Origin of the sequence: Aquimarina sp. MMG016 (assembly GCF_018100805.1) — a bacterium.
Lineage (GTDB): Bacteria > Bacteroidota > Bacteroidia > Flavobacteriales > Flavobacteriaceae > Aquimarina.
Genome location: NZ_JAGJEA010000014.1, coordinates 92702 through 109872 on the forward strand (window position 1 = coordinate 92702; position 17171 = coordinate 109872).

At 35.5% G+C, this 17171-nt stretch carries 6 protein-coding genes; all 6 read right to left on the reverse strand.

From position 1 onward, the window contains the following. Window positions 1–8: 8 nt before the first annotated feature. The 6 genes from J8M14_RS19905 to bglX all read right to left on the reverse strand — a co-directional run bounded on the left by J8M14_RS19905 (window position 9) and on the right by bglX (window position 17057). Window positions 9–851, reverse strand: coding sequence for a glycoside hydrolase family 16 protein (locus J8M14_RS19905; protein WP_211076581.1), 843 nt, complete (start codon window positions 849–851; stop codon window positions 9–11). An 11-nt stretch (window positions 852–862) separates the two neighbouring features. After that, window positions 863–2335, reverse strand: a complete 1473-nt coding sequence (locus J8M14_RS19910; RefSeq protein WP_211076582.1) for a glycosyl hydrolase family 16 — start codon at window positions 2333–2335, stop codon at window positions 863–865. Window positions 2336–2345: 10 nt separating this feature from the next. After that, window positions 2346–5528: a glycoside hydrolase family 2 TIM barrel-domain containing protein gene (locus tag J8M14_RS19915; RefSeq protein ID WP_211076583.1), complete on the reverse strand. Its 3183-nt coding sequence runs from the start codon at window positions 5526–5528 to the stop codon at window positions 2346–2348. A gap of 383 nt (window positions 5529–5911) precedes the next feature. Then, window positions 5912–8689: a triple tyrosine motif-containing protein gene (locus J8M14_RS19920; RefSeq protein WP_211076584.1), complete on the reverse strand. Its 2778-nt coding sequence runs from the start codon at window positions 8687–8689 to the stop codon at window positions 5912–5914. Window positions 8690–8942: 253 nt separating this feature from the next. Continuing rightward, the gene (locus tag J8M14_RS19925) at window positions 8943–14096 is read right to left on the reverse strand and encodes a glycosyl hydrolase (RefSeq protein WP_211076585.1); all 5154 of its coding nucleotides are present in this window, start codon (window positions 14094–14096) and stop codon (window positions 8943–8945) included. Window positions 14097–14789: 693 nt separating this feature from the next. Continuing rightward, window positions 14790–17057: a beta-glucosidase BglX gene (gene bglX, locus J8M14_RS19930; RefSeq protein ID WP_247672718.1), complete on the reverse strand. Its 2268-nt coding sequence runs from the start codon at window positions 17055–17057 to the stop codon at window positions 14790–14792. Window positions 17058–17171 lie beyond the last annotated feature (114 nt).

Here is a 17171-nt window from a genome sequence, read left to right on the forward strand (position 1 = left end):
CACTTTTATTATTGATATACACGTACATAGTCTACGACCATGGTTTGTGGAAAAACTGTTTCTGCATTTGGAGGTCCTGGTAAGTTGCCTCCAATAGCCAGATTTAAAATAATGTAGAACTGTCTATCGTTAAATACCCATGTACCTTGTCCATCAGTTTCTTCATTCACATCTTCAGGAGTGATCTGATAATACAATACATCATCTATATAATAATTTATATAGTCTGCTCCCCATTCTATGCCATATATATGGAAACCAGTATCCACCCTATCATTTTCTAAGGTGTACGTTTTTGATATGGAATCTTCACCTGAGTACCCAGGTCCATGGACCGTACCAAATATTTCCGTTGGAGCATCACCAGTATTCTCCATAATATCTATCTCCCCTATCTGTGGCCAGATATTACCATCACTATCATCGCCTAATAGCCAAAATGCTGGCCACATTCCCTGACCAAAAGGTAGACGTATACGTGCCTCAAAACGACCGTAGCGTTGTTGAAATTTTCCTTTAGTCTGTATTCTTGCAGAGGTGTATTGTGCCCCATTAAAATTCTCTTCCTTTGCGGTGATCAATAAAAATCCGTTTTCAACAGTAACGTTTTCAGATCTGTCTGTATAGAATTGTAGCTCATTATTTCCCCATCCAGGAAGACCTTGTTCTGAGCCATCGCCGATGTCAAAATTCCAAAAAGAGGTATTTATTTGACCATCCACATCAAAATTATCTTCTGCCACCAAATTAGTGAATGTGACCACTGTTTGATTTTCATCGGTTGTACAGCTCATTATAAAAAGGCAGGAAATAACAAGAAATCCAATTATCTTATTCAAATTCTTATCCATTTTTTATTTTTTTATTCTCTGTAGAAGTATACATTATCGATTATAAAAGAACTCCCATTTGATACAAAAGCTACTCTTGCTATGTTATTTAAATTAGGAGAACCAGGAAAAATTGCCGTTGCTTCTGTAAAGCCATTTATAGGTATGTCTATGCTTACCCAAGTACCTTCTATTAATTCTGAGCTAGGTATAGTAAACCCACCTCCTGTGTCATCGCCTCCACCATCTGAGTTATCTGCTCCAAAGTCAATTAACTGAACTGTAAGAGCTGGATTTGCTGAACTGCTCAGTTGTACATCTAAATGAAGGTGTGTCATCGCAGATACATTATTTGTTCCATCCCAACCAAGTCCCACAAAAGTTAAATTGTCGTAAGTAACAATCTGATCCCCATTGAAGCTTTGTGTTTGGATTTGTACATTATCATCATTAAATGCAGCAAAATTCAAATTATTAACACTGGTATAGGCATCACTAAATATGGATATAACATCTCCGGGATCTCTCACTGGTGGTACATCCGCACCGACAAAACTTCCTAATACTTCTAAATTTAAGGAACCTTGTGCTAAGACACCATCAAGTTGTGCTGTAATCATTGTGGTACCCTCACCAACTATTTCAATTAGTCCAAGTTCATTAACAAACGCAACACCCGTATTGGAAGACGAAAAATCAAAATAACTAGGTGCCGAACCTACCGTGACGTTGTCACCGGTTCCTATATTAAAAGTTGCACTTAAACCATCAATTTCTTTTGTTGACCCAACAAATAATTGTTCTGATAAATCTTCTCCTGAAAAAATAGCGGGTCTTAACTGGGCGATGGTACCTAAATTCTCAAATCGCAGTTCATCCATCCAAAAAGTAAACCCTAAATTATCATCAAATGAAGTGCCTATAGCAGGGTCATCATTTTGTAATACATCATAAGAGCCGGCAGAAAATACAAACATTCCTTTTTCTTGTATTAGCTTCGAAGGATCAGGTATTGGTATAATGTATTTTCTCCAATCTGTAGATAGCCGAATACTCGGCCCGTTTACTGCAAATTTATTATCTTCAAAATCGGTTCCAAAACCTACTAGGCCAACGGTTGCAGTAATGGAGCCCCGAGCCCAAAAAGTCAAAGCATCGTAACCCGTCAAGTCTCTTCCTTCTCCTCTGTCTAGAAATATTCCTCCAACAAAACTTCCGTTTGCATCTCCTGGTGCTGGCACATCAATTCTGATAGAAGAGTTCCCTTCAAAAGCTACATTATCATCTGTGCCAAATCCTTCTGGGTTGGCACCAAGTGCAGGGTCAAATGATTTAAAAAATTCGTCTGTAAGACCTACCGGACTATCTGTGTAAATATCTGCAGTATTTGGAAAGGTTGCAAAAACCGCTTCGTCTGAAAGTCCTCTTTCACAACCAGATAACATCATTAAAACCAATATTAAAGGGCAAATGGTTTTTAAATTGATATGTTTTCTATTCTTCATTGTCATTGTATTATTTTCCTATGTTAATATGTACATATGTTCGTATCTCCCATTCGTTACCATCATCAAACCCTACAGGACTTAATCTAGGTTCAGGTGGGAATGTGTTTGGCGGAACTGCAGTTGGCGAATAACGAGGAGAAAATTCATTTAAAGAACGCCAAGTACCTCGAATCCCGATTCTAGTGTTTGGTAAAATAAACCAATCGGGTTTACCAATAGATGTCGATATATCTAACATTAATTGTACTGGATATGTTAGGTTGAAATCTCGATGATAATCATAAGGGCCCCAATCGTTTATTTGAAACGTATGTTGAAACATCCATTTTTTGTAAATCACACGAATATCTCCTCCAATTCTATCAATTTCTCTTGGATCACTACCATTTGCCTGACCATTACCTGCAAATAAGTTGGCTATTAAGGCTAAATCCGGATTTATTTTGGATACAATTCGTGAACGTGCTTCCCATAAATCTTTAGCAGGTACAGAATTAGGAAATGCAAATATGGTACGATCCGCTAAAAAACCAATATGCGCATCCATCGTTGTGGGAAGGTGCCAATACACAAAACCTAAATTAAACGCAAGTTTAGCATCTTCTGATCTATCACTATCCCATTGATAAAACCATGAGCCAGGAGTTGGATCATACGTAAATAATATTTCTCCTGCTGTCGTTTTTCTATTTGCTCTTACTACAAAAGGATCGGCAAGGATGTTTCTTAATCTTGCTGTTCCACCAGCATCATTTGGTATAGCATCTACCAACGGATCTTGCCATAGAAAGTTAGGAGCTATTTGCCAGTTTCCAATTGAATAGGTAAAACCTGTTAGAAAACTATTTTGGTTTCCACTTCCATTATCTCTTAGTTTCCAACCTGCAAATGATTGTGTTTGATCCGCTCCTCCATTTGCTACCAACCCAGTAGTAGCGCCTTGTGCATACCAATTAAACTTGCCTTTAGAATACGTTATTTTTGCTTTAGCACCCCAATTATCGCCTGAATTTACCTTATCCTCATACACCACATAGTTTCCCGATTCACCTCTTATATCTTGATATTTAATATCATTTAGTGGGCTACCTGCCCATATCCCTCCCAGTGTAACACCAAATGCGCCAAAGTCTCTTTCTACTACTAGAGTAGCTCTTTCGGTTGGCCAGGGTGGAATTACACCACTTCTTACTTGATTTGCATCTAAAACACGACTTCCGGTTTCATCTAATGATATATCCGTCTCGAAATCTCTATGGTAAATACCCGTGATATCGAATTTTTTTATGTTAGTGCTATACTTTAGCAATGCAGTAGGGTTAGCGCCCCACCATATTTGGGGGCCGAATGCAGCCTTCAAACCATTTAAACTGCCCTTACCGTTCAGTTCCATACCTAAAATTTCACCATTGTAAATATCTAAATTTGGTCCATAGTTCGCTTCTGGATACAAACCAAAAAAATCTCCTTCATAGCCCCAATGATAATGCCCTGTTCTATAAAACCCTTTTATATCAACAATTTTAGTATTCCATTCGTATTCTGCATTATAAACACGTAGCCTATTAAAATCAGCTATTTCAACATCTAGATCATTTCCTCCTTCTACACCTTGTACTACAACTGGTCTACCTACACTTTCATAAAACAATTCATTAATAGGATTCTCTGCAACATTACCGAGGATATTAAAATTTACATTGGCTCGCATACTCGGTGAAGGCCTTCCTTCTACACCAATGTAGTAGGACTGCATATGATCGAATCCTTGTTGATTTGGAAATACATTTGCATTTGGATCTTCATTTTCTGGAGTTGTGATTAATTTACCTCCAGTGTTAAACGTAGTAAATTCAGCTCTTAGTTGACTTAATCTTATTTTTCCTCCCCTCTTGGCTTCTAATGCAGCTTTATCCCCTCTTGCTTTTAACATTCCATCCATGATTTGAATGTTATTAAAATAATTATTAATAAAATCAAGGGTCATTCCATTGTCATATGGGTTCAGTGCATGTGCTTCTTTTAAGGCATAGTATGCAGCACGTGGATATAATTCATACAGACCTCTTTCGTTGGTTGGTCCTTTGGCACAAATACCAAACCACTCTTCATTCATATTATTATCACTTTCTTTAGCCTGATCCCGATTATAACCTCCATTGGCCCAGGACGCAGCATTGTCATGAACATCTAGGTTTTCGGTTTGCTTATATTTCCACCAACCGTCACTAAACTGAAAAGTAAAACCACCAATTGAGTTCCCGGCTTTTCCTAGCCCTGCTGCATTTTCATAAATTTCTTTCCAATTACCTAGATTGTAGTAGGCTTGAGAATATTGATCTTCTTGATTGTCTCTGGCATTGAATGCATCTGCACCGAATTCGGAAAATAAAACAGGGAGGTTTAATTCATCTCTAACTCTTTGAAATGCATCTCCAAAAGAAATTCCACGATACATATTAGTTCCGTAAATGTCTATATCTGTACATTCTTCTTTTACGATGTCTAAAAAACCTAAATCCCCATTACAAATAGCTACGGGAGTATCAGGGTCTATTTTTTTAACCTCTTTGGTTGCATTGTTAAAAGCTCGATAAAGAAATCTTGCCGCTAACCTACTAGTATCATCTTCACCGACAGGTATATCTTCTGTCTCGGCACCAGACCAAAACAAGTGATAGTTATTCTCGTTACCTATCATATACATTAATAATCCAGGAGTTCCTTTATAAGTATTCGCCATATCCCTGGCTTCTTTCATTAAGACTTCTTTTGTATCCGGATTTGCATAATCGGTTTGTGGTACCCAAGCGCCATTTATGGTTAGTCCATAAGCTCCAAACGTAATATTGAGCATAGTATAAATACCATAATTCTCATAGATGTATTTAATCCACTTGGGTTTTAGATTATACGTACGAATGGCATTAACCCCCATATTCTTTAATAAGGACATTTCACCGTCTATTGCAGCTTTAATAATATCATCAGACTTTGCCCAAATTCCGGAATCAGTTATAGTAGAGCCAATTGGGACATAATCCCAATTCACACCATTGACTATGAAATCTTTTCCGTTTACTACTAATTTTATCCCTTTACTATCATTCACAACTGATACTTGATCAATCTGTGCGCTTCCAGTTATGGTAAACAAGAAAAGTATTAGCCCTAGAAAATTGCTTTTCATCATATAATTATTTTGAATTGATCTTTTAAGTAATATTAAATGCTATACAAATCATTTAATCAGGAAAAGTTCTTTAAGTACAATATTTGTAAGTTTTTATCTTTTGATTTATCGATAAAACTACATTTATAGGTTTAAGAGTATATAATTTTGTACTTCAATTGAGGTTGTTAAATGTATTGTTAAAAATTATGATATCATTAAAAAAAACTCAACGAAAAATATACATCGTAAGAATTTAAGGGTATTTTTAACAATATAATAATGCTGAAACCCTTTTATTTAATAGATGTTACGATCTATACAAGTTTTTATAAAATTTACCTAAAAATATACCCATGTATAGGTAATGTAGAGTTATGTTTAACTTATGTATAGATATTTTAGATCTCAAGAATATAACTCACTAAGTTATCTTCATGTGATAGATTCATTTTTTTGCGAAGTCTATAACGTTTTATTTCAACACTTCGGGTTGATATGTTGAAGAGTGGTGCGATCTCTTTGGATGATAAATTTAAGCGTAAATATGCGCATAGTTTTAGGTCATTTGAAGATAAACCCGGATGTATTTTTTTTAATTTTTTTAAAAACTTTTTATCCACTGTATTAAACGCTTCTTTAAAAGACTCCCAATTATCATTTTCGTTTAAGTTTTTGTCGATGATATTTAGCACTGGTTCGATAATGCTTTGGTCTTGAATCTTAGTAAGTCGATTTTTTATTTGTGTTAAAAGTGCATTTTTTTTCGCAACGTCTACTGTGTAAGCAGCTAATTCTTTACTCTTATTCCTAAAATCTTGTTTTAACTGTTCGTTTTTAATTCTTATAATTTCTTTTTCGTTTTCGACCCTCGTCAATTCTATATCACGCTGATTTTTTTCAATTAATTTTTGTTGCTTTTTTCTGTAATATCGTTTGTACATCATATGCATAAAAAATGAAAACAATATCGTAGCCAAAGCATAAAAAGCCAGCATTAGATTGGAAATATACCAAGGTTTAGCAATCTTAAAAGAATAGCTAGCAATATTACCTGAAATCTTATTCCCTATTTTGGATCTCACATTAAATGTATAATCTCCAAATGGTAGGTTCTCGAAGAATATTGTTGGATTCTCAGACCAATCGCTCCAATCATCATACATTCCTAACAACTGAAACTGATATCTTGGCTTTGTATATTTATTATATTCCGGAGCATAAAAAGATATTGTTAGATTGTTTTCTGTACTTTTAAAATCTCCTTCTAAATCTCTGTCCACCAGTTTTATTGCCGCTCTGTTCTTTTTATTACTCCCATTGATGACGTCTCCCAAATGAACCTTGAAATCTCTAATATGCCATTTACTAATGTCAATAGTTATATATCCCGAACTAGTACCTAATAAATAGGTTTTTCCGTCCTCAAAACTCATAACACTTTCATACCCAGCAACACTTTTTCGTTCTTCCTTTGTTATAGGTATATTGTTAATTTTTGGAGTTTTTGTGAGCGTACCCTGAGTTACAAAACTTATATTAGAATTTGTAAAAATCCATAAATTCTTATCTTCATCCAATATCAACTTACCAGAAACATACTCATTTTCAGAATACAACGTGCTCAATAGGCTATCTTTAGTAAATCTTTTTTTGAGGTAATCATATTTAAACACACCGTTTTTTGAGGCATATGATATATTATCATTATATTTTATAAGTCCAGAGTTTGAACCTTTTATCAGGCTATCAATAGCAATTCTTTTTGTTTCATAAAAACTACTATCCACCAATACATTAAAAATACCTTTGTATTCATGATTTACAAAAACTTCATTTCCTGCAACCTCAAAATATCGGGATGAATTATTAAAACCTTTAATTTTATTTCTTGATTGCCAACTATTGTCCTTTTTTTCCAGAACATACAATCCATCATAGTTTCCTTGTAGAAGAAGATTTGAAGTATTTTTCAACTTACTTATATTCCAAGTGCCTGCAACATTAGTTATTTTTTTTGCCTGATCGTTATCTACGATAAATGTCCCTGCATTATGACCGCAAAATAATATCTCGTCGATCTTTTTTAGACACCAAACCTGACCCTGAGTACCTTTGATAAACTTAAAATTGTCTTTGCCTTCCAGTTTTTTATAAAAAAGACCTTGATTAGTTCCAAGATATAAATTGCCGCCCTGAATAGCCGAAGCATAGACACTTCCTAAAACCCCTTTGTGATCACTATATATTTTTAATGATGAGTTTATATTAATATAACTAACACCATTGTCAAGGCCTAACCAAATATTACTGTCTATGTCCTCAAAAAGTGATAAAATAGTATTATTTAACAATCCATTATCCTGATTTATTTGATATAAAAAGTCTCCTTTTTCGCTAAGATAAATTACCCCGTGGGATATTGTTCCTAATACGAAACTTTGGTCTTTTAACTGTATTGCATTATAAACACTCACCTCTGATAATAGGTCATTTGCACTGACATCCCATTTTTTCAAAGCATCGTTTTCAAAACTATAGAAGCCAAGATCTCTGGTTAAAATCAACTGGCCTTTACTGGTGTCAAAAACATTAACAATTTCATTATTTTTAACGATATCATCCTCTATAAACAAAATGTCCTTACCATTCTCAATTTTAAATATACCTTTATTAATAACCTGAAAATAGATGTTTTGATTTACCTTAAAGCTTTTAGTTATCGTATTGTTTGCATCTATGATATTAACTGATTCATCTTTAGTATCATATATATAAATTCTGTTTAAAGATTGAAAAACTATCCAATCATCTATATTTATGATATTCCAAAACTCTTCATCCTCTATTAATTTGGTGTTTGTTTTTTGGGATAGAGAGGTATATTGCAAAACTCCAAAATCATCTCTTTTCCAAAATCCAAATTCCATATAGCAGCCCGTATAGACTCTGTCATCTACAACATTAACCGATCTCAGAATAGTTTCATTTGGAGATGCATACAAATTCCACACAGCACCATTAAATTCTAATAATCCATTATTATTTGCAATGTATATTAGCTTGCCTGGAGACTGGGAAATAGCCCAATTCTGATTTTCCGCGTTATAATCTTTGGGTGAATAGTTTTGAATAGGAGGTAACTCTTGTGCTTTGGTCAAAGCACAAAAAACAACCATAAGAAAAAGTGATATTACTTTATTGAATCCCAATTAACTAAAGAAATATATTACTATTACAATAATACAAATTATTAATTCAACTGAAGTTTTACCTCTAAATCTAGAATTCGATAACACTGAACAAAATATTTCATAGCTACATAAGGCAAAAAAAAATCCTGAAAAACATTCTTCAGGATTTTTATTTAGTAACAGCACCTAACAAATGGGTGACTATTAAAGATAAGTTTTAGGAATTTAATATTGACTATTAATCTTTAAACACTTTGTAGATTGTTACATCCAATTCTCCATAAACCTTTATCAAATATAATCCTTTGGATAAAGAGTTGACTGTAATATCCATCGATGACAATTTTGGGTCAACTTGTCTTGAAAGAACCAGTTTACCACTTATATCATAAACATTAACTTTGTTAACATTATCCATATCCGACAATGTTATTCTATCTTTCATTGGGTTAGGATAAATTGATATTTTAGTATCTATGTCTTTTACTAAAGATTTAGAATCGTTGCAGTTTCCTACAATGAAATCATTTTTCACTCCCGAAGTATTATTCTCTCCTCCTTCTGGCAAGCTATATGTGTAATAGAAGTAGATTTTTTGGCCTTCAATTGCATTAATCTGAAAAGGAACTCCAGGTTTGGTATAATAACCTGGATAACCACCATTAGGATTCGTGCCATAGTATAATATCAAAATTGTATTTCCTAACCCAGGTCGCGATGGCATAAATGTTAAGGTTGGATTGGACAGATCTGCTGACACTTCAGTTGTAAAATCACCATTAGCAGCAGTTAATACACAAGTACTTGGAGCTTCATTTACGGTAACCGTAGCTGTAGCATTCACAGGTCCGTCAGCAAGGTTTATGGAAAAAGTTCCAATATTGGTTGCATTGTAGAGCCCAGTAGAATCTATAACTCCTCCTGTAGATGACCAAACAGGTGTTGATGGATACACATTTCCATATTGATCTAATGCTGAATAAGAGAATACGATTGTCTCATTAACAAATATTGATGATGAACCAGGAGAGATTTGTAAACTTGTCAATATTGGAGGGTCATTAACTGTAATAGTTGCTGTAGCTGAAACTCCTTCAACTGAAGCCGTAATCGAAAAAACTCCGGTTTGGGATGCAGTATACAAACCATTAGTATTTATTAAACCTCCATCGGTAGACCATAATGGTGATATAGGAAAGGGGTTACCGAATTGGTCAAGCCCATTTGCTGTAAACTGTAAAGTACTTCCATTCGTAACAGATGAATTTTCAGGTGATAAAGTAATAGAACTAAGCACAGGTGCAGGAGGAGGTCCGCAATCACCTACCTGAAAACTATGCATTTCAGCGGCAGTATTTCTTTCTCCTCCTTCCGGCACACTATATGTATAATAAAAGTACACGGTTTGACCTTGATTAGCATTTATCTGAAAAGGTACTCCAGGAGTCACAATATATCCTGGATATCCTCCACCAGGGTAGGTGCCATAATATAAAATAGCAATAGAACTACCTATATCAGGTAATCCGGGTTCAAAGGTAATTGTAGGGTTATTTGTATCTCCAGAAGCGCTATAGGTGTAATCTCCACTTATGGGGGCTCCTGTACATACTCCTATCATACTAGAGACCGTTACGGTGGCAGTAGCAGAAATGTTACCATCAGATGCCTGGATAGTAAAATTACCTGGAGCTGTGGCAGAATAAACACCTTGTCCATCAATTATTCCTCCGGTCGCTGACCAACTTACATTGGTTGACATCTCGTTTCCATTTTGATCAAAACCTTCTGCCATAAACTGTTTTGTTTCATTAACAGAAAGAATTACATCAGAAGGAGATATTGTAATGCTAGATAACACCTGAATATTATCTGAAACGTTAATAGAAGCTGTTCCTGCTATCGAACCGCTAGTTGCCTGAACCGTAAAACTTCCTTCTGAAGATCCAGTGTATAATCCATTGATATCAATGGTTCCTCCGGTTGCCGACCAGGTTGGGGCAATCGTAAAAAGGTTTCCAAATTGATCATAACCTACTGCTGTAAACTGTAGTGTTTCATTGATCAGTATATCGTCAGAAGCCGGAGTTACCATGATACTTGATAATACTGGTATTTGGGGTTCATTTATGGTCACATTACAGGTGCCGGAAATTTCACCAACAGAAGCTGTAATCGTACACATCCCAGCTGTAGAAGCTGTATACATCCCATTGTTTTCAATAATACCACACGAAGCACTCCAACCTGGAGAAATTGCAAACGGGTTTCCATATTGATCAATGCCTTCTGCAAGGTATTGCTGAGCATCTCCAACTATCAATGTACTGTTTAATGGAGTTACTATAATGTTAGTTAACACCTCATCTGTTGGCGGCCCTATATATTCAAAAGTCATCTTCCCTAAATTGAATCCGCCATTGCCAATAGCAACTCGTATCACCTGTTCACCAGCTACCAAGTTTACATCTTCTGTAACTACATTTTGCCATACGTTCCAATTTGACCCAGTAAATGGTACTGAAATATTGTTACTAATCTTTACACCATCACGTTCGAACCAAAATGGCCCTCCTCCATTAGTATCTCCTGAAGCATATCGTATGGCAACCCTATAACGCCCCGCATTTGCAGCATTTATAGTATACTCCATCCATTCACTTGGGCCTATCCAACCCACTGTAAAACCTTCATTATTGGTGTTATTAGCATCTACTCCTTCGGTTGATCTAAAATTACCTTGATTAAAAGTATCATTATCAGAATACGTAATACCTTGACCATTTCCTCCTTCAAAAATGTCAAAAAGACCAGCTTCAATAGTTCCCGGAAGATTAACAGGTGTTCCTCCATACGCAATCTGAGTACCAACCTGAATAGATATTACATTAGAAATGGCAAGATCATTCCCGACATAAGCTTTGGCAAATACTTTTGGAAAACCTGCCGAAAGAGCTCCTGTATTCAATATATAGGGGGCAGAGGTATCAGTACCTATTAATCTTTCTCCTATATAAAACTCTACTTTAGTAACACCAGCTCCGTTTACCTCAGCAATTAAATTTGTATTACCACTTACTGGGACCACTGATGCGTCCGAAGATAATGTTACTGAAACATCAATATCTCTACTAGTCGCCATACTATTTGCAGGAACCTTCAGATTATATCCATCAGAGAAATTGACCACAATTGGAGCATTACTATAGTTATGTGCAACATAGGTTGGTATTCCATTATTCATAAATACTGAAGCAATTGGGTAATCTGCCGTAATTTCTTCCGCTACTTGACCAAGAGAAGCCATCGTGTGTAACCAATGATATGTTTGCGCATCAGAAACGCCTACTTTAATTCCTCGATCTGGATAAGCCCTGTATAGCGATAATGCCTGTTCAGGGTTTGTAAAGGAAAGAAATTTCCAATAGGTATCATACCATAAATTTACATTGGGTGCATTGCTTAATACTTCTGTATTTTGTGTCATTTCCTGCCATACCCTATCTACATAATCAGTTCGATGTCCGAGATACAACGAACCTCCATGAATTGGATACAATTGTATTCCATAGGAAGCCGCAACATCCTCTGTCCACCAGGTACCATTATCATATCCACTCGCCCAAACTCTTGCAACCATTTCATAGGCGTATTCCGGTTGAAAACTGCGTTGTTCTACATCAAACCAATATTCCTGAATGGTTGATAATTCTGTAGTATATAGATAAATTCCAAGATCTCTTAACTCACTATTATTCGTTATTGTTCCCCAATGAATCAGTGCAGAGTTAAACTGCATCGATTCTGAGGTAGATTCTTGATCATTACCCAAAGGTTCAGAAGAAAAGCCATTGGCCCAGCTATGTCCGGCATAAGGACTAAAATTTCTCAGAAAAGGAAACATTGTATCTGTTCTTGAGGGATTAGCGGCATCTCTTACCAATAAATTAATCATTTCTCCCCATTGTGAAGCCCAACCTGGATTAAATTGTTCAATAGCAGCTGCAGCGTGAATGAAATACCCCCAATGAAAATGGTGATCATTAAGATTTACATCTTGTCGATGACCAGCTGGGTACCCCAATAGAGCACTCCAATCTGAATTATAATAGAAAAGAAAAGCTACTTCTCCGCTTTCAGCAGTCAACCAGTCTTCTAATCGAGTTTTAACTGTATTCACCAAAAGATCCCTTGCCTCGATATTTCCGATTTGATCTGCTATTCTAGCAGCTTGTATCAAGCGGTTCATATCCTGACCCTGATTATATGAATCCGTCCATAGCGGTAACCCATCATTTTTTATTTGATCAATTTTCTGAGCTAATGTACCAGGATCAAAACCATCGGTATACTTTCCAAGATCCGGTAATGTAGGCAGAATACCACTAAAGGTGTTTTCTACAATAAAACTATTGGACACCATAGTTTTTATTGTACCTCGAACCGATGGATATGTATTTCCTGTTGGCTGAGAAGAGTCAGATGCTAACCGATCCCATTGATGAGGGAGTAATCCTTGTAACACGTTAGAATTGCTCCCTTCTTTTATATCTGGAGTTACGGTAAAGGTGGTTCTCACTTTACCTGTACCTTCATTATAGCTCCAGTCAACTGTAGTTTTATCCGGAAATACATATGCATATTGCTCATATTCCACAATAGCTGCATTTATATCAACTCCAAATGGTAAAAGCACCATTGACCAATAGTTTTTTCCGTTTAATGTTGAAGTATAAATTCCGTTACTTCCTACCCAATTGGATCCTGTAGGAGCAAAAACTACATAATTAGAATTATTCATATTGTTTTGAATAATCAGTTTATTTCCATCAGTAATTACTCCATTACCATTAAAATTTACAGCTACTTTGGCAGGTCCTGCCGTGTTACTTTTTTCAAAATATACAAATGGTGAACCTATATTGACAGTACTATAAAACTGATCTCCCCAATTCATCGTAACACTCCAATCTGAATGATCTGAAACCGTCGAAGACGAAGTACTAAGACCTTCTGTACCTATAACAATGGATTCTACGCCACTCATAGGTTCACGATATTCTTTAGCCTTAGAAGCTAACGGAATAGTGTAATTGACATTGAGCCCTGTAGATAAAGATCTAAAGGATAACGGATAATTAAATGCTTTTGCTCCATGATCTGTTTTAATCATATCTGACCACCAATCATTTGTTGGAACTGGTTTTGAAGCTACTGTTCCGGAAAGCCAAGGTGTTCCCGAAGGAAAACTATTTCGCCCCGCAGCATCTACTCCCGGAAAAGTAGTTGTATAACTACCGTTTCCAACAGGTACAATTTGACATTGAAGATCAAACGAATTAGACAACCCCAAGCAAAGAAGTGAGATTACCAACCATATTCTATTTTTCATTTTACGTTGAGTTTTATTAGATTTCATTTTTAATTTCTTATTTATATTTCCATTCATTACATATTTATATTCAGTACTCTAGATATCGCTTCCGTTATGGAAAATCCATACAGCTCTTAATGAAATTCACCATTGCCTTTAGGGTAGGCTTAACGGAAGCCAATATCATTATCTATGAAGCATAAGGTCATAAGTAAACTAATTTTTCACTTTCAAAATCACTATAAACATGATTTGAAAATCGATTTAAATTGTTTTCCTAATACTTTCCCAAGAGCAATACTAAAACAACCATAATAAGTCAGAGTATAGCCCAAAAAACCTTTCGTTTTGGGTCAAAAAAATGCTTGTAATATTAAGGTATCTGATCTGCATGCGAACTCATGTTTTATTCAGTTACCTGTGTAGAGCTGTATTTACTTCTCCTTGTTTTGACATCACTTCCTTATTTTGATATAAACGATTTAAAATTGTTTTGGAAACATATTTTTCATCAACATAAGAATCCCTATAATCTCGGTCAATTGCAAGGTTTAGTTACTATATAAATGACATATTAAAGGTCAATTTTTATCATTTTTTGGTTCCGGTAAAATGTATAAACCAGTTGATCCATATTAAAATCATCCTTCCATAAACCGGAAGTATCAGAACTCCCGGAGGAAGAATGATATGGTTAAAACTTTTTTAATTTTATTCTAAGTCAAAATTTGATTTTATAGTATTATCTGAACTGCCTCCAACAAAAACTTCAAATTCTCCTGACTCTATAAGCCATTCTCCATTATTATCGTAGAAACCTAAAGTTTCAGAGTTAAGTTCAAAATTCACAGTCTTAGTTTCTCCAGGTTTTAAAGAAATAATCTCAAAACCTTTTAGTTCTTTTACAGGCCTGGTTACACTGGCAAAAAGGTCTCTAATGTATAACTGAACCACTTCTTTACCGGCTACATCTCCTGAATTAGTTATCTCCACGGATACTTTTATTTCGGGGCTGTACGATGAAGAGTTTACTTTGTTTACGATAACGTTTTCGTATGTAAACGAAGTATAACTTAATCCGTGGCCAAAAGCATACAAAGGTGTGTTCTTCTGATCAGAATAATGTGACCAGAATACAATGTCCGGATTTGGTTCAACCGGTCTTCCTGTATTCTTATAATTATAATAAATAGGTATTTGTCCTACATTACGAGGAAAGCTCATTGGTAATTTTCCGCTAGGATTATAATCCCCATATAAAACCTGCGCAATTGCATGACCGCTTTGCGACCCTAAATGCCACGCTTCTACAATTGCTGGGATATGTTTATCTGCCCATGTGATCGTTAATGGACGACCATTATTTAATACCAAAACGATATTTTGGTTCACCTTATATACTTCTTCTAAAAGTTCTTGCTGTACTCCCGGTAAACCCAGTTCAGTTCTACTTCTTGCTTCTCCACTCTGAAATCCTATTTCGCCTAAAACCATCACTACCACATCTGAGCTTTTAGCTACATCAATAGCCTCTTTAAACTCACTTTTATCCGTAGTATTGATTTTAGTTTCTGTCACAAATCCAGTTTCACCCAAAGACACATCAGCTCCCTTGGCATATACCAATGAATTCTTATCATATTGTTGCATCGCTTCGAATACAGAAACCGCTGTATTATCATCAGCAGCAATTCTCCAGCTTCCTAATGGGCTATTTTTATCATTTGCCAAAGCACCAATTAAAGCTATTTTTTGCCCTTCCTTTTTAAGTGGTAATAGTTTTCTATTATTTTTAAGAAGAACAATAGATTTTTTAGCCATATCCAGTACTGCTTCATGATTAGCTTTACTACCGATCACTTCTTTTTCTCTATCATAATTACAATACTTATAGGGATCATCAAATAGTCCCAACTCATATTTTACTCTTAAAATTCTTCTTACAGCATCGTCAATAACTTGCTCTTCTACTTTTCCTTCTTTTACTAAAGAGGACAAATTCTTTATATATAAATAGGACTCCATATCCATATCAGATCCTGCGTTCACGGCTGTTTCTGCAGCACTACTGCCATCTTTGGTATAACCGTGATTGATCATTTCTTTAATAGATCCCCAATCAGAAACTATAAACCCATTAAACTGCCAATCACCTTTAAGTATATCTCTCTGTAACATTTTATTTCCTGTAGCAGGAATTCCATTCAATTCATTAAAAGAATTCATAAATGTTCTTACCCCCGATTTGGTGGCGGCTCTAAACGGTGGAAAAACAATATTATTTAATGTCGAAGTCCCGATATCAACGGTATTATAGTCTTTTCCTGCTTCAGAAAATCCGTATCCGGCAAAATGCTTAGCACAAGCAGCAATAGTATGACTTGCGGACAAATCTTCTCCTTGAAATCCTTTTACTCTTGCTTCGGCAATTTTAGCACCCAGAAAAGGATCTTCTCCGGCTCCTTCCATAACTCTACCCCATCTGGCATCTCTAGAAATATCAATCATAGGAGCAAACGTCCAGTTGATTCCTGCTGCCGAAGCTTCTAGTGCTGCTATTTCTGAAGACTTCTGGATAGCTTCCATATCCCAACTAGCAGATTCTGCCAGTGGTATTGGACTCATAGTTTTATATCCATGAATTACATCAAAACCTATGATTAAAGGAATGCCAAGCCTTGATTCTTCTACCGCAATTTTTTGTACTGCCCTCACATTCTTTACTCCTCTTACATTCAGCATTGAACCCACCCAACCTTTCCGAAGGTGCTCATATTTTTTTGCAGCAGCTCCATCTTTCGGGGTTGGACCAGTAAGGTCCCAAAAGCCGTTATACTGATTCATCTGCCCTACCTTTTCTTCTAGGGTCATAAGAGAAAGTAAGGAATCTACCTTTTTTTCAATATTTTGGCTCATAAGTGGAGAAGTTCCTAAAATGCTACTTTTTACATTATTATCTGGTGTATTACAACCAAACATGAATAACATAAAAATAATATTTATAAAAACTATACCTTTATTTTTAATCATCAATCTATTATTTATGAAATTTTTAATTTAGAGAAACCTATTTAGCATTAGTGTCTTTCCAAA